The organism is Arthrobacter tecti (assembly GCF_054511355.1).
The window spans coordinates 56,001-76,446 of sequence record NZ_JBTNCT010000012.1; the positions used below are offsets into that span (position 1 = coordinate 56,001).

The window sequence follows — 20,446 nt, forward strand, 5'->3', positions numbered from 1 at the left end:
TTCCGTTGTGTGAAGTGTCAGCCCTTGGTCGCACCGGCGGTGACACCGGCGGTGATCTGGCGCTGGAAGATGAGGTACACGATGACCAGGGGCAGCACCACGAGAAGCACGCCGGCCAGGTAGGTCGGTACGTTGTCCGGGTACTGGCCGCGGAGGGCGCTGACGCCCACCATCACGGTGCGCTGGTCCGGGGACTGCATTACCAGCAGGGCGATGAGTATGTCGTTCCAGCAGAACAGAGCGTTCAGGATGCCCATGGACAGCAGCGCCGGCTTGCCCAGCGGAAGCATGATCCGGCCCCACACACCCCAGAGCGTATTGCCGTCCACACGCGCAGCCTCAGTGATCTCCTTCGGGATGCCGGAGTAGAAAGCCGTCATGAAGTACACGGTGAAGGGCAGGAACTGGGAGACGTACGCGACGATCAGGCCTGGATAGGAGTTGATGATCCCCATATCGCTGACCATCTTCACGAACGGCACCATGATCACCTGGAACGGGATCATCATGGTCGCAAGGATGATCAGGAATGAAAGGCGGCTGCCACGAAACGTCAGGTGGCTCAGCGCGTACCCGGCCATCGAGGCCAGGATCAGGATCGCCGCCACCGAGACGACGGTGACAACGATCGAGTTCATGAAGTACCGGCCCATGTTGGCCTGGGTCCACGCGTCGAAAAAGTTCTGGATCTGAAAGGTCGACGTGATGCCGAGCCGGTCCAGGATGTAACCCCTGCGGTCCTTGAGCGCGAGGTTGACCGCGTAGAGCATCGGGAAGATCGTTGCGATGGCTAGCAACCCCATCGGGACGGCGATGGCCCACCGTGAAAGGCGTTCGGCACGCATCATGACTCCTTCGTTGCGCGACGGAGCACGCGGATCTGGATCAGCCCGATGATGAGTACCAGGAGCAGCAGGAACACGGACGCCGCGGACGCGAGGGCGGGGCGGGCTTCACCTGTGAGCTTCCAGATGAGGAACTCGGGCAGGTAGCTTGATGCACCCGGACCGCCCGCCGTCATCGTGTACAGCAGGCCGAACAGACCGGTAAGCATGCCGATCGTGGTGGTCACGAAGACAAACTGGATGGTCTGGGACAGGCCTGGAATGATCACGTGCCAAATGGTCTGGGGAAGGTTGGCGCCGTCAATCTTTGCGGCGTCGAGCAACTGGCCGTCCAAGGTCGAATAACCGGCCAGGAAGATCACCAGAGCCATGCCGAACGTGGCCCAGATGTGTACGGCAAGGACGCTCGGCAGTGCCGTCTCCGGCCGGCCCAACCAGTCGACAACAGGCAGTCCCAGCGCCTCACCGATACCGTTCAGCGGGCCGTTGGCGCCGAGAACTATGTTGAACAGCGCGCCGATGATGATTGGTGAGAGGACAACGGGTAGGAAGTAGACGCTGCGGTAGAAGCGGTGGCCGGGGATCTTCAGGAAGATGAAGGTCGCCAGGATCCCCGCGACGAAGACTTCGATCGGCACGAACAGCAGCACAACCAGGACGTTCCGTGCCGAGGCCTGGAATCGTTCCATGTTCAGCAACTCGATGTAGTTGTCCAGTCCGATGAACACACCGTTCAGGGGCCCGTCACCTGTGAAGGAGAAGTTGACGCCCATCAGCAGGGGGTAGATGCGGAAGACAACCAGCACCAGCAGGGTGGGAATGATCAGGAGGAACGGTGTGACGCGTTCTGAGGTCCAGCGCTTCCTGCGCCGCGTCTGGACGGGTGGCTGTTTCCCGGAGACCGGGCCCGTGCGGACCCGGCTCTCTGCGATTGCGTGCTTCGTGCTCACTGTGGATCAGCCTTCCGATGCAGCCAACTGGCTCGCGGCGTCGTCGGGGGTAACTTCGCCGTTGAGCAGTTGCTGGCCCAGGCGGTGGAGGAGGTCCAGCGTCTCTCCGCTCAGAACAGTGTGAAGAAGCGGCTTTCCTTCGGGCAGTGCCTCGACAATGCTCTTGGCCGCTTCGATGTCGGTCTCGAGTTCAATGGTCGTGTCTGAGGCAATTTGGCCGCCGGCAACGGAATACTCGGCCAGCGCCTCGTTGTCCACGGTTGCCTTGATCCAGTCGGAGCCGACGTCGAGCTTGTCAGGGTTCAGCACGCTGTAGCCGGTACCGCCCTCGACAGGCAAGGCGGGTGTGGCGCCTTCGTTCACCGTGACCGGCATCATGAATCCGAGGTCCTCACCGAGGAACTCGTCGAACTGCGCCCAGTGCGCGGTGTCGGAGGAAAGTCCGATCACCATGGCGGCGTCACCGCCGGAGAAGATGTCGAAGGAATCATTGAACATTGCGGTGGAGTTGGCGCCGTCCTGGTACCAGCCCTGCTCCGCCGTTTCCTGCCACAACTGCAGAACCTGCTTGGCATGCTCGCTCTCCCAGTCACGCTCGCCGTTGATCCAGGCGTCGTATTCCTCGGGGGTGAAGATGCCCGAGCCGAAGCCCGAGAGGAAGAATTCAATGCCGAGGCCTTCCTTGTTGCCCATCGCGAAGCAGGAGGCTTCGGTGTTCCCGGCAATGGCGTCGCAGGCTGCGCTCAGATCTTCCCAGGTGGCGGGCGGGTTTTCCGGGTCCAGTCCGGCCTGCTCGAAGAGGGCCTTGTTGAAGTAGATGGGGAAGCCCTGGAGGAAGGTCGGCGCGGAGTAGGTTTCGCCGTCGGCCTCGAACGCCGGCCAGCCGGCGAGCCTGTCGCGCAGGTCCTGCAACTCGCCCGTGACAGGGGTCAGGAGGTCTGTGCGGGATTTCAGCTGGGTGCCGCCGTTGAACAGTGCGAGGTCGGGGCCCGTTCCGGCCTCGATGGCGCTGCCAAGGAGTGTGTAGTACTGGTCGAACGGCTGCGCGACAATCTCGACCTCAACGTCCGGGTGCGTTTCGGCGAAGGCCGCCTTCACGTTTTCGGTGTAGGCCTCGGCAGCGGCGTCTGCAGCGCCCCAATTCCAGATGACGAGCTTGTCGCTCACCGCGCCCCCGTCCGCGCCGCCGGTAGGGCTGGCCCCGCCGCAGCCGGAGAGTGCGATAACGGTTGCGATTCCTAGTGCGGCTGGTGCCATATACCGCTTCATTGCGATGCCTCTCGTAGAACTAGTTTCTATATTGGAACGTTTCGGCCCGTGCGATCCCACGAAATCCTTCGCATCATCGGGTTCAGCAAACATACTACGTATCATGTAAGCGTGTCAACGGTTTTATCAGTAAGGGATGGGAGGATGGACGGATGAGATAAAGGCAGCGACTGGACGACGCCGGACCCCACACATGGTGGGTCCCTCGACCAGCGGGGCCTAGAGTATTTGGAAGCATCGGCGACGCCGGTAAGTAACCATGGGGGCGTGGATTTGGCATTACATAAGGCACCTATTGGTGCGGCACGAGGGGGTCAAACCCGCATTCGCGTGCGGTCAAGCCTGTTGGTTGCGCTCCGTCACACCAGGGCGGGCCTCATCCCCCAATTCATTGCCGCCCTCGCAGTACAGGCGGTCACCGCGCTGGCGGTCGCGCCCGCTATCGCCGTCCTGTTCCAGCTGGTGCTGAGCAGTGCCGGCGTTGCAAGCATCACCGACCGGAACCTGACTGAGGTTCTAAGCCAACCTACCGCCGTCGTACTGCTTGTCCTTCTGGCGATGATCGCCCTGACGGCAGTAAGCCTTCAACTGATCACCGTCATTGTGATCGCAAACAGGCAACAATGCGGGAAACCCTTGCAGCTGCGGCCAGTGCTAGCTGATGTGGGGCGGGCTCTGAGGAGCGTGCTGCACTACCAGTCGCCGCTGCTGCTCATCTACGTGTTCCTCATCATGCCGCTCGGGGGTTTTGGGTGGTTCTCGAGCATCACGCGCGACATCGCAGTTCCGCTGTTCATCAGCGGCGAGATGATGAAGACTCCGGTCAGTGCGGTGCTCTACGGCGCAGCAATCGCGGTGGCGGTTTACCTGAACCTCCGGCTCATTTTCACTTTCCCGCTGATGGTAATCGAGGGCAAGACCGCGTTCCGCGCCGTCGCCGCCAGTGTCGCGGCCACCCGGGGACAGTCTGTTCGCGTGGCACTGTTGGTGCTGGGGGTAGCGGCCGTAGGGCTGATCGCTACTTCGGTTCTTGCTGGGGCTTTTCTCCTCGGGACGAGCTGGGCGGATCAGGCCTTCCCGGCGATTTCACCGATCCTGGCTTCTGTCGGCTATGGAGCGGTTGCTGTCGGGTCCGCCGTCATTCTCTGCATGGCCGTAGTGGTGATCGTGCACGCGCTCACCGCCGCCCACCGACAGGAAACAGCGCACGCAGGCCTTCCCGCAGCACCTACACCGCGCGACCGGCCCAAACGCGCTACCGGTTCAGCAATAGTCGGAGCGGGGTTGGTGAGCGTTCTTGTGCTCACGTCGGCGTCAGCATTCCCTTCGGCCGGCCCCACCGCCCCGGAAGCGGCCCTTGATGAGGGCGGCACTGCTGTGATCGCTCACCGCGGGTTCGTTGGCGGCGGGGTTGAGAACACGATAAGCGCTCTTGAGGCGGCAGCCGCCGTACAACCGGACTTCGTGGAGATCGACGTTCAGGAAACGCGCGACGGCGGCTTCATCCTCAGCCACGACACCAACCTGTGGCTGGTGTCCGGCCGGAACGTCAACACCTACGAACTGACACTCGAAGAAGCAACCAATACAACCGTCAGCGTGGGCGGCTTCAGCGACACGATGTCTTCCATGAGGTCGTACGTCGCGCGGGCCGAAGAGCTGGGTGTCACCCTGATGATCGAACTCAAGCTTCACGGGCACGAATCCCCCGGCTACGTGGACAACTTCCTTGCTGAGCTCGACGCCATGGGCTCAACCTCCAAGCACATCTATCACTCACTCAGCGTTGACGCGGTGCGGGAGCTGAAGACCAAGCGGCCGGACCTCACCGTTGGCCGGACCGTCGCGGCAAGCATCGGCAATGTGACCCACGTGCCGAGCGATTTCCTTCTGGTGGAGCAGTCATTCTTCAGGGAAGAATTCATTGAGTACACGCGGGCACACGATCAGCCGCTCCTTGTGTGGACGGTCAATGACACCGGGTCCATTCGCAACTTTCTTCGTCTCGGGGTAGACGGGATTGTCACCGATCATCCCGATGTGGCATTGCGTGAGCGGGAACAGATCTCCGAAGAGCGCGGGGCATCGCCGTGGCTGCGGGACGCGGTGGATGAGTTCACCCCGCTGTGAGCCCTGATCAGAACATGCCGCGATAGGCCTGTTCCCGCAGGGTTGCCCGTTGATGGTCCGTGAGCGCAAGCCACTGACCCCGCGTGAGGCTGAAGAACGGGAGCAAGCGTTGGTCTTCGAGGGATATCGATGACGGCGCGGGCGAGCGTCGTCGTCGTGATGGTGTAACGAAGCGAACACACAAGACCACCAGGGTGAGCAACAGGACCAGCGCACCGACGATTTCCACGTTCATGGTTCCTCCAGCGGACGTAGCGGCGTTCCCAGCCGCCGCTGGGAGACGCCTCATCGTCCCGCGTGCACCTTGGGGAAAGACTGTCGCCTTGGGAAGCGCACCCAGATGCTCACCCATTGGGAGTCTTCAACCACTGTGCTACGCTGGCCGGATGGAAATAGCGGGCAGGCTGGGTTCCAGCCTCGGTAACGAAAGCGAACGGTATTTCAAGCCGTCCGCCGCTTTCGTGTGCCCGCAACCATTTACCGGGCAACTCCTTAAGCGGCACAACTGCTGCAGCCCGAACTACGGCAAACGCTCGGACTTGCGACAGCGCTAAGCGCCGCACTAAAGAGCCCCGTTTTACCCGGCCGGCATCGGCCTCTCTTCGCCTCCATCAGGCAAAACTCAGCATTTCGCACACCCAGCACAACCATTGGATCAATCATGGAAAAGGTCAGCTCCACCTACATCAACTTCGCCAGCATCCTTGACGAGAAGACACGCGAACAGAACCTCAAGACGGCATCGATGCCGTTCATCTTCCCGCACCTGGCGAGCATGCCCGACGCGCACCTCGGAAAGGGTGCCGCCGTTGGCTCAGTCATTCCGACTCTCGGCGCGATCATTCCCGCCGCGGTGGGTGTGGACATCGGGTGCGGCATGACCGCGGTACGCACACAGTTCTCGGCGCGCGACCTTGATGGTCTTGACCGGAAGACGCTGCGCCAGTCGATCGAGCGGTCCATTCCCCTGTCCGCGGGACACAGCAACCGGAAGATCGTGGCTTCGGCTGAGCCGAGAGTCGAGCGGCTGACCCGTGAGGCGGAGCAGGCCGGGTTCGATCCCGCGTCCTACACCGGCCAGTGGGCGCATCAGCTCGGCACCCTGGGTTCGGGCAACCACTTCATCGAGGTGAGCCTGGACGAGGACGACGGCGTTTGGCTGTTCCTCCACAGTGGGTCACGTGGGGTGGGTAACAAGATCGCGCAGCGGCACATCAAGGTTGCGCTGGAACAGTGCCGCAAGCGGTACATCGACCTGCCCGACAACGATCTTGCGTACCTGGTTGAGGGCGATGACGAGTTCTGGCACTACATCCGCGAGCTGCGGTGGGCCCAGAACTTCGCGCTGCTGAACCGTGAGGAGATGATGGACCGGGTGATCAAGGACCTGTCCCACTGGACCGGCACCCAGGTGCAGGAGCAGGAAAGGATCAACTGCCACCACAACTACACCGCCCAGGAGACGCACTATGGCAGGAAGGTGTGGCTCAGCCGAAAGGGTGCGATCGATGCCTCACCGGGGCGTCCGGGCCTGATTCCCGGGTCGATGGGCACGGCGTCGTACGTTGTCGAGGGCCTGGGGTTCCCGCCCGCGCTCAACTCGGCACCGCACGGTGCCGGGCGCGAGTACAGCCGGACGGCAGCCCGGAAGGCCTTCACTCGTGACCAGCTGCGAGACGCGATGCACGGCATCGAGTACCGCGACACGGATGCCTTCATCGATGAGATCCCCGCGGCGTACAAGGACATCGACGTGGTCATGGAGGACGCCCACGACCTGGTCCGGATCCGGCACACCCTCCGCCAGATCGTGAACGTGAAGGGCGACTAAGGAACACAACAGCACGACGACGGCGGCCTGCGGCACCCAGCCGCAGCCCGCCGTCGTCGCGCCCCACTCGAGACGATCAGGAAATATGTGGTCGTATTTAGTTTTTACAATACAAACGTATAGTTCTCGATATGGACCGGACATCGAACCCATATGCCCCTGGATCAGGCCTGCGTCCACCGGCGATGGAGGGACGCGGTGCCGAGACCGAGACTTTCGCGGTTCTCTTGCAGCGCGCAAAGCACGGTCTCCACAATCGCGGAATGGTCCTTTCCGGTCTTCGTGGCGTGGGAAAGACGGTTCTCCTGAATCATTTTCGCGCTTCAGCGGAGGGAGCCGGTTGGGTTACCGTCTACCTCGAAGGCAAGACATCGGCGGCTGGGCAGGAGTCACTCAGATCCCGACTGGCGCGGGAGCTCGTAACCGCCGCACGTCGCTTGAACAACCATCGATGGGTCAGCGTTGGAAAGATGCCCTCGAAACGATCGCATCTTTTAGCGTCAGCGTCGGGGTCGCAGGCGTAACACTCGGTGTCGAAGCCCAGCCCGGACGTGCTGATACAGGTCAAATGTCCATTGACATCGAAGAGCTCGTAGAGGACATCTCGCTTGCCATGCGGGAAGAGAATGCCGGATTCGCGATGTTCATCGATGAGATGCAGGACCTCGACGATGACCTTCTATCGGCATTGATTGCCGCACAGCACGCGGCCGGGCAGAGGGATTGGCCGTTCTACGTCATCGGCGCAGGACTACCCAACCTTCCGTCCATCCTCAGCGCGTCCCGAAGCTACGCGGAACGCCTCTTCGATTACCGTCGGATCGGTCCTCTCTCCCCTGATGCGGCACGAGCCGCCCTCAGTCGACCCGCCCAGGCCTTCCGCGCCGGCTACACCTCCGATGCCCTCGACCTATTAGTGAACGCGGCGGACGGGTACCCCTACTTCCTCCAGGAGTATGGACGCTCCATTTGGGACTTGGCGCCCGAACCACTCTTCACCGCCACAGACGCGAACTGGCTGTCGATGCGGGAATGGCACACTTGGACACGGGGTTCTTCCCGTCCCGGTGGGATCGTGCAACCAAGAGCGAACGACTCTACCTGCGGGTGATGGCGGAAGATGACGCCAAAGAGTCATCAACCACCGAGATCGCTCGTCGCCTCAACACGAAACCAAGCAGCCTCGCCGCCGCACGCGCGCAACTCCTTGCCAAGGGCCTGATCTACTCACCCGACCATGGGAAAGTTGCCTTCACTGTGCCAGGGATGCCCGACTACATACGCCGCCAGCACAATCCATAACAGCATCTGCGGAATGCGATGGGCGGCATCGAGTACCGCGACACGGATGCCTTCATCGACGAGATCCCCGCGGCGTACAAGGACGCCGTCGTCGAGCTGTCTCGCCCGCTCAGGGCAGGCGTAGGCTGAGCCCATGTCTCGCGTACTTGTCATCGGTGCCACCGGGCTTGCCGGCCGCGAAGTGGTGAAGGAGTGCCTGCACCGCGGGCTCGGCACCCGCGGGCTGAGCCGCCGCCCGGACAAATCCAAGGCCCGGCACGACGGCGCCGAGTACCTTGCCGGGGATGCCTCCACCGGTGCGGGATTGGCTGAGGCAATGCACGGTGTCGATGTTGTAATCGACGCCATGGACGGCAAGTTCGGCACGACCCGGAAACAGCTGCCGGTCGCTGCCCGGCACATTGCCGAAGCGGCACGCTCGGCTCAGGTTCCGCGCGTCGTCGTTCTCTCAATCGTCAACGTGGATCAGGTGCGGTTCGCTTACTACCAGGCGAAGGCGGCTCAAGAGCAGGCGTACCGGGATTCCGATGGAGAATCTGTGGTTGTTCGGACAACCCAGTTCCACAACCTTGTCACCGGGATTTTCGACGGCGGCAGGAAGGTCGGCATCACACCCGTGCTTCGGGGCGCCCGCTTCCAGACCATTGCGACCGCCGACGCCGCAAAAGCCCTGGTGGACGCGGCACTGAACTCCGGGCCGAAGAACGTCACGGTCGGGGGACCCGAACAACTCGACATGGCCGTGATGGCGCGGATCTATCGACAGTTCACGGGCGTACGGGGGCCGAAAATTCCGCTTCCTGCCCCCGGTGCGCTCGGCCGCTACTGGCGCAACGGCGCGAATTTGGTCCAGGACGGGGCGGCGTGCGGAACCACCTATGCCGAATGGCTCGAAGAGCGCGAACGAGCCTAGCGGCCAGCCAGCCTGGAAGTGGCCCAAACGCCGGTGGCAGCAGCCTCACGGGCAAAGTCACTGAGATCCCTCGGCTCGCGGCCGAGCGCACGCCGAACACCGTCCGTGACGCTGGCGTTACGCCCGTCGAGGATCATAGTGAACAGCTCGAGGAAGTCACCGGGAAGTCCCGCTTCAGCGAGGATGGCCCGATACTCCTGCGGCGAGACCGGCGCGTACCGGATGGTCCGCCCGGTCGCTGCACTCAACTCTGCCGCGACGTGCGCGAAACTCAGCAGCCGGGGGCCGCTCAGCTCGTACACTTCGCCGTGGTGCCCCTGCTCAGTCAGGGCGGCCACAGCCACGTCGGCAATGTCGTTCGCGTCGACGAAGGGTTCAACTGCATCGCCGGCCGGTATGGCGATCTCTCCGGAGAGCACCGGTTCCAGGAAGAAGGACTCGTCGAAGTTCTGATTGAACCAGTTGCACCGGAGGATGGTCCACTCTGCGCCGGAGTCCTCCACGGACTTCTCGCTTGCCCTGGCGGCCGGTTCACCGCGGCCGGAGAGCAGGACGAGGCGCTGAACGCCATGCTCCACCGCAACCTGGCAGAATTCGGCAATGAGATCGGACGCCCCAGGGAAGGCAAGGTCCGGGTAGTAGGTGATGTAGGCAGCACGTGTTCCGGCTAGCGCATGCGCCCACGTCTCCTGGTGGTCCCAGTCGAACGGGATTTCAGCGTTCCGGGATCCGCTGCGGACGTTGAACCCCTTGGCCGTCAGCCGCTCTGCCACGCGGCGGCCGGTCTTGCCGGTCGAGCCGATAACGAGGATCGGTGAATTGTCTGTGCGTGAAGTTTCCATGGATTCATTCCAGTTCACGCCCGCCAGACCTTCCATGGTTCAGCGGCTCAGGTTCATGCGCGTCCGTCGCATGTTCCGTCGGCAGGGGCTATTCGGCGGCAGTGAGTGAGCCCGCCGTGACGCCGAGTGTCCGACGGCGGTGTTCCAGCGGACTCATCCCACGCTCGCGCTTGAAGGCCGCACTGAACGCGAAGGGGCTGCTGTAACCCACGCGGCGCGCAACGGCGCTGAGGGTGGAGTCCGGTTCCATCAGTAGATCCGCGCCGAGCGAGAGCCTCCGGCTGGTGAGGTAGTTCATGGGAGATTCGCCCAACAGGGTGGTGAATTTGCGGGCGAAGGTTGCCCGGGAGACCCCGGTTCGTTCCGCCAGGCGTGCCACCGTCCAGCCAAGCTCGGGGTTCTTGTGCATCACGCGCAGTGCCGCACCGACCACGGGATCGCTCTGGGCCAGGCACCACTGGGGCGCTCCGGATCGCGGTGACGACAGCCAGGAGCGTACGATCTTCACCAACAGGAGATCAAGTATGCGGTCGAGCACCAACTCCTGCCCTGGGCGGTCGAGGCCCATTTCCGCGGACAGGAGCCGTACCAGCGCGACGTCGTCGTCGGCGGGGGTGTGAACAAGGACGGGCGGCAGCGCCGCAAGCAGCCGCATCCCGATCTCGGTGCGCTGCTGGTAGGTTCCGCTGAGCATGACGGCGGAACCGCCGTCGGGCTTCTTGCCCCAACGCCGCGTACCCGGCGAGATATCACCTGCCATCGACTCCCCGGACACGTTCGTACACACCTGTCCCGGGCGGACAACTGCGTGCGGCGGCGTGTGCGGTGTGTCGGCGATCGTGTACGGGTGTGGCCCTCGAAGGACCGCAACGTCCTGCTCCCGGAGGAGGACGGGCTCTTCCGAATCCCGCAGGATCCACGCCTCGCCTGAAACCATGGTCACCAGGGACAGCGGCGCCTCGTCTTCGATCCGTAGCCCCCAGGGTGGATGGAGCACCGATTCAAGGAGGAACGCCCCGTGCGCCCTGGGGCCATCCATCAGGCTCGCCAGGGTGTCGTCCATCAGCGTGATCACGCCCTCACCTTAGACGATCGCGCATGGAGCAGCACCGCTGGAGCATGGAACCAATCGACGTTGCCCGGTTGGATGGAGAGGGAACCACTATTGAGGAGACACCACCATGCTGCAGCTGACGCTGAGCCTTGCAACGATCTGCACAGGGCTCATGACGGGCCTTTTCTTCGCCTTCTCGGTCGCCGTGATGCCTGGGCTGCGCCACGTCGATGATGCCGCGTTTGTCGGGTCGATGGTCGCCATCAACAGGGCCATTCAGAACCCGCTGTTTGCGCTGATTTTCTTCGGCGCATTCCTGTTTCCGGCGCTGGCTCTGCTGCTCGATCTTTCCGGCCCGCAGGTTGCGGCCCTCCCGATCGGGCTTGGCCTCGTGCTCTACTCGGTGGGTCTCGGAATCACGTTCGCGGTCAACATTCCTCTGAACCTGCGGCTTGAACGAGGGCACAATGATCAATCCGTTCGCCGCGGATTCGAAGCCAGGTGGGTCCGCTGGAACACCGTCCGCAGCGTGCTGTGTGCTGCGGCGTTTCTGGCCCTTGTGGTGAGCCTGAACGCAACAGCCTAGACCCCGAGCCGCTCCACGTCGTTGAAGCTGTACACGTGCAGCCCGGCAAAGCCGCCTGCCTCTTCAATCGAACGGACCAGTCGCGCAGGGTTGTACGACGACGGCGCCAGCACGTTGCGCAGCAACGATCCGCTGCGCTGTGCGAACTTCAGCGACGGCCCCACGCCGATCTTCCCCGCGAGGGAGATCAGGCGCGTCCTGCGCACACGCCCGGGTACGCCCGCCCACACGGGTAGGGTGACGCCGTCGGACCTCAAGCGGTTCAGGTAATCGCCAAGGACTGGCCCTGAGAAACACATCTGCGTCACAGCCCAGCCAGCCAGTTCCTGCTTCTTGAGCAACAGTTGCGTCAACTCAGGCCCTTGAACCGTGGGGTGGCCTTCGGGATAAGCCGCTACGCCGAGTTTGAACGAGCCCAGTCCGGCAATCTCCTCCATGAGAGGCAGGCTCCAGGCATAGGGACCCTCGGGCGTGCGCGCGTCACCGGCGATCACGAAGATGTCCTTCACTCCGGCCTCGTTCAGCCGCTGCGTGAACTCCCGCAACTGCTGGCGGGAAGCGATGGACCGGGCGGCGAGATGCGGCACCGCACGGTATCCCTGTTCAGCCAGTTCGACTGACTGCCGAACTGTCGCAGCAGGACCGTGGTGCGGCAGGCAGGTGACTGTAATGGTCGAGCCATCCGGAACGCACAGACGAAGACGGGCAACGATGTTGCTGCTCGGGATGATCTCAATGCGGGCGGGCAGCCCTGTGGAAGTCTTCAATCAGCATTCCACGACGTTCAGGGCGAGCCCGCCGCGTGCGGTTTCCTTGTACTTGTCCATCATGTCGGCGCCGGTCTCGCGCATGGTCTTGATGGCGGCGTCGAGTGAGACGAAGTGCTGGCCGTCGCCTCGCACGGCCATCCGCGCCGCGGTGATCGCCTTCATCGCCCCGACTGCATTCCGTTCGATGCATGGAATCTGCACCAGCCCACCGACCGGGTCGCATGTCAATCCGAGGTTGTGCTCGATGCCGATCTCGGCGGCATTCTCCACCTGCTCCGGTGTTCCGCCGAGCACCTCCGCGAGGCCGGCGGCCGCCATGGCGCACGCCGATCCGACTTCCCCCTGGCATCCGACCTCGGCGCCGGAAATAGAGGCGTTCTTCTTGAAGAGGGCGCCGACTGCGGTGGCGGCGAGCAGGAAGCGGATGACGCCGTCGTCGTCGGCTCCCGGCACAAAGTCTGTGTAGTACTTAAGGACAGACGGAATGATGCCGGCCGCTCCGTTGGTGGGCGCGGTAACCACCCGGCCACCAGCCGCGTTCTCCTCGTTCACTGCGAGCGCGAACAGCGTGACCCACTCCATGGTGCTGAGGTGGTCGTTGGGGTCGGCTTCCTTGCGGAGAAGTTCCAACTGGCGGGCGGCACGACGACGGACGTTCAGTCCACCGGGCAGCACACCACTGTTGGTGGAGCCCCTTCGGATGGTGTCCTGCATGACCTCCCAGATCTTCAGGAGGCTCTTCCGGACGTCTGCCTCCGATCGGGACACCAGCTCATTGGCCATCACGATCTCGGAGAAGGACTTGCCGGTGGCAGCCGCAATCCCGAGCAGCTGCTCACCGGATTCGAAGGGGTAGGGCACCGCCAGCGGCGCGTTGTCCGCAAGATCGGCACCGATCTGGTCCTCGTCCAGCACGAATCCACCGCCGACCGAGTAATATTCACGGGCGAACAGAAGCATGCCATCCTCGGCATATGCCTCAAAGCGCATGCCATTCGTGTGGTAGTCGAGCCGCTGCTTGCGGTGCAGAATCAGGTCCTCGTTGGGATCGAAGGCGACGTCCTGCGTACCCGCAAGCCGAAGCACCTTCGACTCCGAGATCTCTTCGACGCGGGGTTCTGCCCGTTCGGGATCGGTGAGGTGCGGCTGCTCACCCTCAAGCCCGAGGATGACAGCCTTAACCGTGCCGTGCCCGTGCCCGGTAACACCGAGGGAGCCGAACAATTCTGACCGCACCCGGCGGGTCTCACCGAGCAGCGCCTTGGCCTTGAGGATTTCTGTGAACAGGTAGGCAGCCGTCATCGGGCCGCCGGTATGCGAACTTGACGGACCTATCCCGATCTTGAAGAGGTCAAAGGCGCTGATTGTCATGCTTTGCCAGGGCGCTTGTAAAAGGGCAACTCGACAACGGTGAACCCTTCGGGGCGTCCGCGCAGGTCAACCTGCAACTCCGTGCCGGGCTCGGTGAGTTCGGTCTCGACGTAGGCCAGCGCGATCGGGTGGCCGAGGGTCGGGCTGGGCAGGCCGGAAGTCACGGTGCCGACAGTGCGTCCATCCAGGACGACGTCGTACCCGGCGCGTGCCGAGCGGCGGCCGGACGCGCGCAGGCCAACCAGTTTCCGTGCCAGCGTCTGTCCCTTCAGCGGCTCGAGTACGGACCGTCCAACAAAGTTGTCCGTCTTCTTCAGGCTGACGACACCGCCGAGGCCGGCTTCGAAAGGATTGGTGTCCAGTCCCAGCTCGTGCCCGTACAGGGGCATTCCCGCTTCGAGCCGGAGCGAGTCGCGCGAGGCAAGGCCACAGGGGGCGAGCCCGTGATCAGTTCCAGCCTCAGCCACGGCCTTCCACAGCTGTGCCGCCTGGCCGTTTTCGATGAAGAGTTCGAAGCCGTCCTCGCCGGTGTAGCCGGTGCGGGCCAACAGTACCCGCTGGCCGGCCAGCTCGACGTGGACTGCCGCGTAGTACTTCAGGGAGGTGATGGCCTCCTGGTCCCCGGCCGCTGCGATGCCAAGCAGGATCGCTTCAGCGTTGGGGCCCTGGACGGCGATGAGGGAGGTTTCCTCGGACTGGTCCTGCACAGTCACATCGAAGTTGGCGGCGCGCTGCTGGAGCTCGGCAGCGACGGTGTCGGCGTTCGACGCGTTGGGAACCACCAGGAACCGGTCATCTGCGAGGCGGTAGGTGATGAGGTCGTCAATCACGCCGCCGTCCTCATTGCAGATCAGCGAGTACTTGGCCTTGCCGACGGCGATGGCAGCCAGGTTGCCCACCAGCGCGTAGTTGAGGAACTCGGCCGCCTGCGGACCGGTAACGAGAACCTCGCCCATGTGCGAGAGGTCGAAGAGGCCTGCCGTGCGGCGAACGGTGTGGTGTTCCTCGAGTTCGCTGCGGTACTTCAGCGGCATCTGCCAGCCACCGAAGTCCGTGAAGGCTGCACCGAGCTCCTGGTGCTGGGCGTAAAGAGCGGTCTGCTTTGTCATGGCGATCCTTAGTCTTCAAACGCTTCGATTGGAGGGCACGAACACACAAGGTTCCGGTCACCGTGGGCGCCGTCGATCCGGCGTACCGGCGGAAAGTACTTGTCGTGGCGCAAGGTCCGAAGTGGGTACGCCGCCGTTTCACGCGGGTAGGCCTGCGACCAGCTGTCGCTGATGAGGGCCTGTGCCGTGTGGGGGGCCTGGCGGAGCGGGCTCTCCTCGAGTTCCCACTCGCCGTCACCGACGCGGTCGATCTCACCCTTGATCGCGATCATCGCGTCCACGAAGCGGTCCAGCTCGCCGAGGTCCTCTGACTCCGTAGGCTCCACCATCAGCGTGCCGGCGACCGGGAAGCTGAGGGTCGGTGCGTGGAAACCGTAGTCGATGAGGCGCTTGGCGACATCCTCGGCCGTAACGCCGGTCTTTGCGGTCAGCGCCCGCAGGTCGAGGATGCACTCGTGTGCAACCAGGCCGTTTTCACCGGAGTAGAGCACCGGGAAGTGCTCATTCAGGCGGGATGCGACATAGTTCGCGGCCAGCAGTGCGGACTTGGTCGCCGCCGTCAGGCCCTCGCTGCCCATCAGCGCCACATAAGCCCAGGAGATTGGCAGCACGCCGGCCGAACCGTAGCGCGAGGCGGAAATCGGCACGCCGGCCGGGTTGCCGTGTCCATTGTTCGCATCCCCCGGCAGGAACGGCGCGAGGTGCGCAGCAACCGCAACGGGCCCGACGCCGGGTCCGCCGCCGCCGTGCGGGATGCAGAAGGTCTTGTGCAGGTTCAGGTGCGACACGTCGCCTCCGAACTCGCCCGGCTTGGCGAGGCCGACCAGCGCGTTGAGGTTCGCGCCGTCGATGTAGACCTGTCCGCCTGCGCCGTGGACCTGGTCGCACACCCAGCGGACATCTTCCTCGAACACGCCGTGGGTGGAGGGGTAGGTGATCATGATGGCGGACAGGGTGTCCTTGTTGGCCTCGATCTTGGCCTTGAGGTCATCGTGGTCAATGTTGCCGTTTTCGGCGGTCTTGACCACCACCACTTTCATGCCGGCAAGCACTGCCGACGCCGCGTTGGTGCCGTGTGCCGACGAGGGGATGAGGCATACGGTGCGGGCTTCGTCGCCGCGGGAGAGGTGGTAGTTGCGGATGGCCAGCAGTCCGGCGAGCTCGCCCTGCGATCCGGCGTTCGGCTGGATCGAGACCGCGGCGTAGCCGGTGATTTCCGCGAGCCGGCCCTCGAGGTCCTCGATCAGCTGGCGCCAGCCCTCGGTCTGGTGCGTGGGAGCGAAGGGGTGGATGGTTGCGAACTCGGGCCACGAAATGGGTTCCATCTCCACTGTGGCGTTGAGCTTCATGGTGCATGAACCCAGCGGGATCATGGTCCGGTCCAGCGCCAGGTCGCGGTCGGAGAGGCGGCGCAGGTAGCGGAGCATCTGCGTCTCGGAACGGTGGAGCGAGAACACCGGGTGGGTCATGTACGACGACGTCCGCTGCAACTCGGCGGGAATCGTTCCCTCGGCGACGCCCGGCAGTTCGACGCCGAAAACCTCGGCGAGAGTCTGCAGGTGTGCGTCGGTGGTGGTTTCGTCGCAGGAAATGCCGATGAGGTTTTCACCGGCCGGCCGCAGGTTGATGCCCCGCTCTTCGGCTTTGGCGAGGACGTCAGCTGCGTTGTCCACCTTCACGAGGAGGGTGTCGAAGAACTGCTGGTGCACGGTACCGGGCAGCGCCTTCGCAAGCTTCGCAGCCTTGCCGTGTACCCGCTCGGCGATCGCCTTCAGGCCATCTGGGCCGTGGTAGACCCCGTACATGCTGGCCACAATCGCGAGGAGTGCCTGCGCGGTGCAGATGTTGGAGGTCGCCTTCTCGCGGCGGATGTGCTGTTCGCGGGTCTGCAGCGCGAGGCGGTAGGCGGCAGCGCCGCCGGAATCCTTGGAGACACCGACCAAGCGCCCGGGAAGCATGCGCTCAAGGCCCTTACGCACAGCCATGAAGGCCGCGTGCGGGCCGCCGAAGAACAGTGGAACGCCGAACCGCTGGGCGGAGCCGACAGCAATATCGGCGCCCTGCTCACCCGGAGGGGTAATGAGGGTGAGCGCAAGAAGGTCGGTTGCGACCGTGACCAGGGCGCCGCCGTCGTGCGCTTTCGCGATGATGTCGGCATGGTTGCGGATGGCACCGGACGTGCCGGGCTGCTGGAGGACGACGCCGTTGATGTCGCCCTCAGGCAGTCCGTCTGCGAGGTTCGCGACCTCGATCTCGAAGCCGAGCGCCTCTGCGCGGCCCTTCACGACGGCGACGGTCTGGGGCAGGCAATCAGCGTCGAGGACCGTGCGGCCCTTGTTCTTGCCGGAGCGGCGCATGAGGAGGACGGCTTCGGCAACTGCGGAGGCTTCGTCGAGCAGTGATGCGTTGGCGATTGGCAGGGCGGTGAGGTCCTGGACCATTGTCTGGAAGTTCAGCAGCGCTTCGAGCCGGCCCTGCGAAATTTCGGGCTGATACGGAGTGTAGGCGGTGTACCAGGCCGGCGATTCGAGGACGTTGCGGCGGATCACGGGAGGCGTCACCGTGTCGTAGTAGCCCTGTCCAATCATCTGGACGGCGGTCTTGTTCTTTGCGGCGATGCTGCGGAGTTCGGCCAGCACCTCGGACTCGCTGCGTGCAACGGGTAGGTCGAGTGCCTCGGCGGACCGGATGCTTGCCGGTACCGCCACGTCAACGAGCTTGTCCAGGCTCGGGTAGCCGAGGACCTTGAGCATCTGTTCGGCGTCGCTCGAGCGAGGGCCGATGTGGCGGTCGGAGAAAGTAGATTCCGTGGGCGAGGTCATGAGGAACTCCGTAGATCAGGCCCGCGGTTTATGCGGACTGTGGTCGAGTTCCTCCCCGCTCTGTATTGGACCTGAGAGATTCCGCGAATAGTGTTCTTCGCATTGCACCGTCGGTGAGTGCGGCTGTCATGCGGCCGGACTGCTTTCCAGAGTTGCCTTTCCGCTGCGGTGCTGGGCCTGAGAGATTCCTGGGGAGGATTTGCTCCTACGGCGCCTGCCGGATGTCTTGTCAACGGCAGATCTCTCCCGCTGCGGGTCAAAGGCTATGAAATTGTGGGTGGATCGTGACCAAGCTTACTCGCCGCCGGGTTGACGTGGCAAAGTTGGATTATCCGCGCATTCCGGCTGACGCGTCCTGGCGTCCCAACCTGACCAACAGCCAGATCAGGCCACCGAGAAATACTGGAACCCCCACTACGAGTGCCGCTCCCACAAGAAGGGCCAGCGGGAGGAAGATGCCCGCGGCGTTGGGATCGGTGCCCAGCGGCGTGGCAAGCAACACCGCATAGACAACCGCCAGAAGCACAATGACCGCTGCCGGTAGGGCCATCAGGATGATGGGGCCCTTAAGGCGTCGCGTCCTGGGCGGCGGCACTGCGTGGGGGTGATGCGTCATTCCCCTATTGTGGTCCATCGGCCCGCCCATGAATCCCTAGCCAGCCAGTCTCGCGTCCGCACCAAGCTGCCGAACGGCCTGCATCGCCGCCGCCCGACCTGCCCTGGTGGCTCCGAGGGTGGAGGCCGATGAACCGTAGCCGACCAGCAACACCCTGCTGTCCTTCAGCACCCGGACGCCATCCATCCGGATTCCGCCTCCGGGCTCACGCAATTTCAGCGGTGTCAGGTGATCCAGCGCCGGACGAAACCCGGTTGCCCAGAGGATTGCGTCAGCCGGGACTGCCGTGCCGTCGTCGAGCTCTATCCCTGTTTCGGTGATCCGCTTGAGCGGACCTGCGGAGCGCAGGGTCCCTGCCTCGATTCCGGCGCGGTACTGGTCCGTGAGCGGCAGTCCGGTGACGGAGACAACGCTCGACGGCGGCAGCCCGGCTTTCGTGCGCGCGCTCACCTGGCGTTCGACGTCGCGGCCCCACTCGGCGTCGAACGTCCGCTCGGTGAAGTTGGGCGGCTTTCGGGTTACCCAGGTGGTTCTGGCGCCGGCGTCGTTCAGTTGGAGGAGGAATTGCACCGCGGAAGTGCCCGCACCCACCACAACGACACTCTGATTCCGGAATTCGCCGGCGCTTGTGAAGTCACGGGTGTGCAGCTGTCTGCCGCGAAATATCTCACGGCCGGGGTAGTGGGGCCAGTATGGGCGATCCCAGGTACCGGTTGCGTTGATGAGCAGCCGGGTTGTGTAGGTGCCGTTGTCGGTGTGGATCTGAAGGGCGCCCTGCTGGTCCTTCACGGCATGGACTTTGACCGGGCGGAGGACCCTGAGCCTGAACTCCTGCTCGTAACGGCCGTAGTAGCGAGCAACGACTTTCGACGCCGGTTCCGTGGGATCGGGGATACCGAGCTCCATGCCGGGCAGGTCATGGATGTTGTGTGCCGTACCGAAGGTGAGCGAGTCCCAGCGGTGCCGCCACGCGCCGCCCGGGCCCTCGTTGGAGTCAAGGACGAGGAAGTCCCGCTCCGAATTTAGCCCTTGGCGCTGCAGATAGTAGGCAGCGGAGAGTCCGGCCTGTCCTGCTCCGATGACGATGACTTGTCGCATGTTCTACCTCCTCCTCATCGAACACCGGCCGGGGCGTTGCTGTTCCCTGGACCCCTCGGCCGGACGGGGCGACAGGAACTACCGGCCGCAGCGGTGAGTTAAACCCACCAGTTGCACCTCCTCCAAAGCGTCGAAAGGGTTGTGTCATCGCTGCTCTTACGACCACACATCGCGATACCGATCCGAGCGGGCGTCGTCCAGTCCGCCTGCTCTTTAGCCTTCTTCTGTTCGTAGTGCTCGCAACAGTATTGGTGCTCCTCGGTCCAGGCTTACTCAGGGGCGTGAGCGGTGCGGATGGTTTGCTGCCGGCGGCTGAGTGCGTGGTCGAGACCTCGGAGGGTGAAATAACCCTCGATCGTGACGAGGCGCAACTGGCTACTACCGCGGTTGCGCTGCGTGTCCGCGGGATGGAGGCACCGGACACCACGGGCATCGATGAGGCAGTATTGCAACGCCTGGCCAACGGGCCGCCCGATGACGCTGGTCCCAGTCTGTCGTGCCGGGGTTCAGCTGCCCAGGACCTGGAGGTTCAGCAGTTGACCGCTACCGGCTTGACCCCGCGCGCCGAACAGTTGCGTGAGGCGATGACCGAAGTGTTCGGCGAGCAGAGCCTGGGCGGGTTTGCTCCGGGCGGCGTCGACCAGGGACACGGTGGGGACTCGACGCACTACGACGGCCGGGCCATCGACGTCTTTTTCCGCCCGGTTAGCGAGGAGAACCGGCGCCAGGGGTGGATGCTGGCGCACTGGCTGGTCGCCCATGCCGGAGACCTCAACATCCAGTACGTGATCTTCGACGACCAATTCTGGAGCGCACACATCTCCCGAGGCCAATGGCATGACTACGACGCCCCTGACCCAAGCAACGAGATACTCCGTCACCTCGACCATGTGCACGTGGACGTGCTGGGCGGAGATGCTTCCTGAGTGCAAGTGCTC

General features: G+C 63.7%; 20 protein-coding genes and 2 riboswitches. Of the genes, 7 read left to right on the forward strand and 13 right to left on the reverse strand.

The genetic code is table 11. The features are described from left to right. Window positions 1–17: 17 nt before the first annotated feature. From ACX80C_RS13440 to ACX80C_RS13450, 3 genes are read right to left on the reverse strand one after another with little or no spacing between them, the layout of a single operon-like run. A complete protein-coding gene (locus ACX80C_RS13440) occupies window positions 18–848 on the reverse strand; it encodes a carbohydrate ABC transporter permease (RefSeq protein WP_459326959.1) in 831 nt (276 codons plus the stop codon). Then, the gene (locus tag ACX80C_RS13445) at window positions 845–1,795 is read right to left on the reverse strand and encodes a carbohydrate ABC transporter permease (protein WP_459326960.1); all 951 of its coding nucleotides are present in this window, start codon (window positions 1,793–1,795) and stop codon (window positions 845–847) included. The genes ACX80C_RS13440 and ACX80C_RS13445 overlap by 4 nt, the downstream gene beginning before the upstream one ends. A gap of 6 nt (window positions 1,796–1,801) precedes the next feature. Continuing rightward, complete coding sequence (locus ACX80C_RS13450; protein WP_459326961.1) at window positions 1,802–3,064, reverse strand: ABC transporter substrate-binding protein; 1,263 nt, start codon at window positions 3,062–3,064, stop codon at window positions 1,802–1,804. A 267-nt stretch (window positions 3,065–3,331) separates the two neighbouring features. On the opposite strand from ACX80C_RS13450, the gene ACX80C_RS13455 reads away from it, so the two are divergent. Continuing rightward, window positions 3,332–5,194 carry a glycerophosphoryl diester phosphodiesterase membrane domain-containing protein gene (locus ACX80C_RS13455; RefSeq protein WP_459326962.1) on the forward strand — a complete coding sequence of 621 codons (1,863 nt, stop codon included), beginning with the start codon at window positions 3,332–3,334 and terminating at the stop codon, window positions 5,192–5,194. 7 nt (window positions 5,195–5,201) lie between these two features. On the opposite strand, the gene ACX80C_RS13460 is transcribed toward ACX80C_RS13455, so the two are convergent. Beyond that, the gene (locus ACX80C_RS13460; RefSeq protein ID WP_459326963.1) at window positions 5,202–5,429 is read right to left on the reverse strand and encodes a hypothetical protein; all 228 of its coding nucleotides are present in this window, start codon (window positions 5,427–5,429) and stop codon (window positions 5,202–5,204) included. Window positions 5,430–5,855: 426 nt separating this feature from the next. On the opposite strand from ACX80C_RS13460, the gene ACX80C_RS13465 reads away from it, so the two are divergent. The 3 genes from ACX80C_RS13465 to ACX80C_RS13475 all read left to right on the forward strand — a co-directional run bounded on the left by ACX80C_RS13465 (window position 5,856) and on the right by ACX80C_RS13475 (window position 8,136). Beyond that, complete coding sequence (locus ACX80C_RS13465; protein WP_459326964.1) at window positions 5,856–7,025, forward strand: RtcB family protein; 1,170 nt, start codon at window positions 5,856–5,858, stop codon at window positions 7,023–7,025. 185 nt (window positions 7,026–7,210) lie between these two features. After that, window positions 7,211–7,549, forward strand: a complete 339-nt coding sequence (locus ACX80C_RS13470) for an ATP-binding protein (protein WP_459327015.1) — start codon at window positions 7,211–7,213, stop codon at window positions 7,547–7,549. Window positions 7,550–7,593: 44 nt separating this feature from the next. Continuing rightward, a complete protein-coding gene (locus ACX80C_RS13475) occupies window positions 7,594–8,136 on the forward strand; it encodes a hypothetical protein (protein WP_459326965.1) in 543 nt (180 codons plus the stop codon). Between the two features lie 116 nt (window positions 8,137–8,252). On the opposite strand, the gene ACX80C_RS13480 is transcribed toward ACX80C_RS13475, so the two are convergent. Then, a complete protein-coding gene (locus ACX80C_RS13480; RefSeq protein ID WP_459326966.1) occupies window positions 8,253–8,480 on the reverse strand; it encodes a hypothetical protein in 228 nt (75 codons plus the stop codon). On the opposite strand from ACX80C_RS13480, the gene ACX80C_RS13485 reads away from it, so the two are divergent. Continuing rightward, on the forward strand, window positions 8,461–9,240 hold the full coding sequence (locus tag ACX80C_RS13485) for an SDR family oxidoreductase (protein WP_459326967.1): 780 nt from the start codon (window positions 8,461–8,463) through the stop codon (window positions 9,238–9,240). The genes ACX80C_RS13480 and ACX80C_RS13485 overlap by 20 nt on opposite strands. Here ACX80C_RS13485 and ACX80C_RS13490 read toward each other — a convergent pair. Both ACX80C_RS13490 and ACX80C_RS13495 read right to left on the reverse strand, forming a co-directional pair. Further along, window positions 9,237–10,082: an NAD(P)H-binding protein gene (locus tag ACX80C_RS13490; protein ID WP_459326968.1), complete on the reverse strand. Its 846-nt coding sequence runs from the start codon at window positions 10,080–10,082 to the stop codon at window positions 9,237–9,239. The genes ACX80C_RS13485 and ACX80C_RS13490 overlap by 4 nt on opposite strands. 88 nt (window positions 10,083–10,170) lie before the next feature. Next, window positions 10,171–11,157, reverse strand: a complete 987-nt coding sequence (locus ACX80C_RS13495; protein WP_459326969.1) for an AraC family transcriptional regulator — start codon at window positions 11,155–11,157, stop codon at window positions 10,171–10,173. Between the two features lie 106 nt (window positions 11,158–11,263). Here ACX80C_RS13495 and ACX80C_RS13500 point away from each other — a divergent pair, with 106 nt between their 5' ends. Further along, on the forward strand, window positions 11,264–11,722 hold the full coding sequence (locus ACX80C_RS13500) for an anthrone oxygenase family protein (protein WP_459326970.1): 459 nt from the start codon (window positions 11,264–11,266) through the stop codon (window positions 11,720–11,722). Here the strand turns inward: ACX80C_RS13500 and ACX80C_RS13505 are convergent. The 6 genes from ACX80C_RS13505 to ACX80C_RS13530 all read right to left on the reverse strand — a co-directional run bounded on the left by ACX80C_RS13505 (window position 11,719) and on the right by ACX80C_RS13530 (window position 19,508). After that, window positions 11,719–12,489 carry a methylenetetrahydrofolate reductase gene (locus tag ACX80C_RS13505; RefSeq protein ID WP_459326971.1) on the reverse strand — a complete coding sequence of 257 codons (771 nt, stop codon included), beginning with the start codon at window positions 12,487–12,489 and terminating at the stop codon, window positions 11,719–11,721. The two genes, ACX80C_RS13500 and ACX80C_RS13505, sit on opposite strands and share 4 nt — an antisense overlap. After that, window positions 12,490–13,863, reverse strand: coding sequence for an L-serine ammonia-lyase (locus tag ACX80C_RS13510; RefSeq protein ID WP_459326972.1), 1,374 nt, complete (start codon window positions 13,861–13,863; stop codon window positions 12,490–12,492). It lies immediately after the preceding gene. After that, window positions 13,860–14,972, reverse strand: coding sequence for a glycine cleavage system aminomethyltransferase GcvT (gcvT, locus tag ACX80C_RS13515; RefSeq protein WP_459326973.1), 1,113 nt, complete (start codon window positions 14,970–14,972; stop codon window positions 13,860–13,862). The genes ACX80C_RS13510 and gcvT overlap by 4 nt, the downstream gene beginning before the upstream one ends. Before the next feature lie 8 nt (window positions 14,973–14,980). Next, window positions 14,981–17,794 (reverse strand): aminomethyl-transferring glycine dehydrogenase, encoded by a 2,814-nt coding sequence (gene gcvP / locus ACX80C_RS13520; RefSeq protein ID WP_459326974.1) that lies wholly within the window; start codon window positions 17,792–17,794, stop codon window positions 14,981–14,983. Window positions 17,795–17,844: 50 nt separating this feature from the next. Beyond that, window positions 17,845–17,949: riboswitch (glycine riboswitch) on the reverse strand. Between the two features lies 1 nt (window position 17,950). Then, a riboswitch (glycine riboswitch) is annotated at window positions 17,951–18,053 on the reverse strand. A 69-nt stretch (window positions 18,054–18,122) separates the two neighbouring features. Beyond that, window positions 18,123–18,410, reverse strand: coding sequence for a hypothetical protein (locus ACX80C_RS13525; protein WP_459326975.1), 288 nt, complete (start codon window positions 18,408–18,410; stop codon window positions 18,123–18,125). A 36-nt stretch (window positions 18,411–18,446) separates the two neighbouring features. Further along, on the reverse strand, window positions 18,447–19,508 hold the full coding sequence (locus tag ACX80C_RS13530) for an NAD(P)-binding domain-containing protein (RefSeq protein ID WP_459326976.1): 1,062 nt from the start codon (window positions 19,506–19,508) through the stop codon (window positions 18,447–18,449). A 281-nt stretch (window positions 19,509–19,789) separates the two neighbouring features. Here ACX80C_RS13530 and ACX80C_RS13535 point away from each other — a divergent pair, with 281 nt between their 5' ends. Further along, window positions 19,790–20,434 carry a hypothetical protein gene (locus ACX80C_RS13535; RefSeq protein ID WP_459326977.1) on the forward strand — a complete coding sequence of 215 codons (645 nt, stop codon included), beginning with the start codon at window positions 19,790–19,792 and terminating at the stop codon, window positions 20,432–20,434. Window positions 20,435–20,446: the final 12 nt, after the last annotated feature.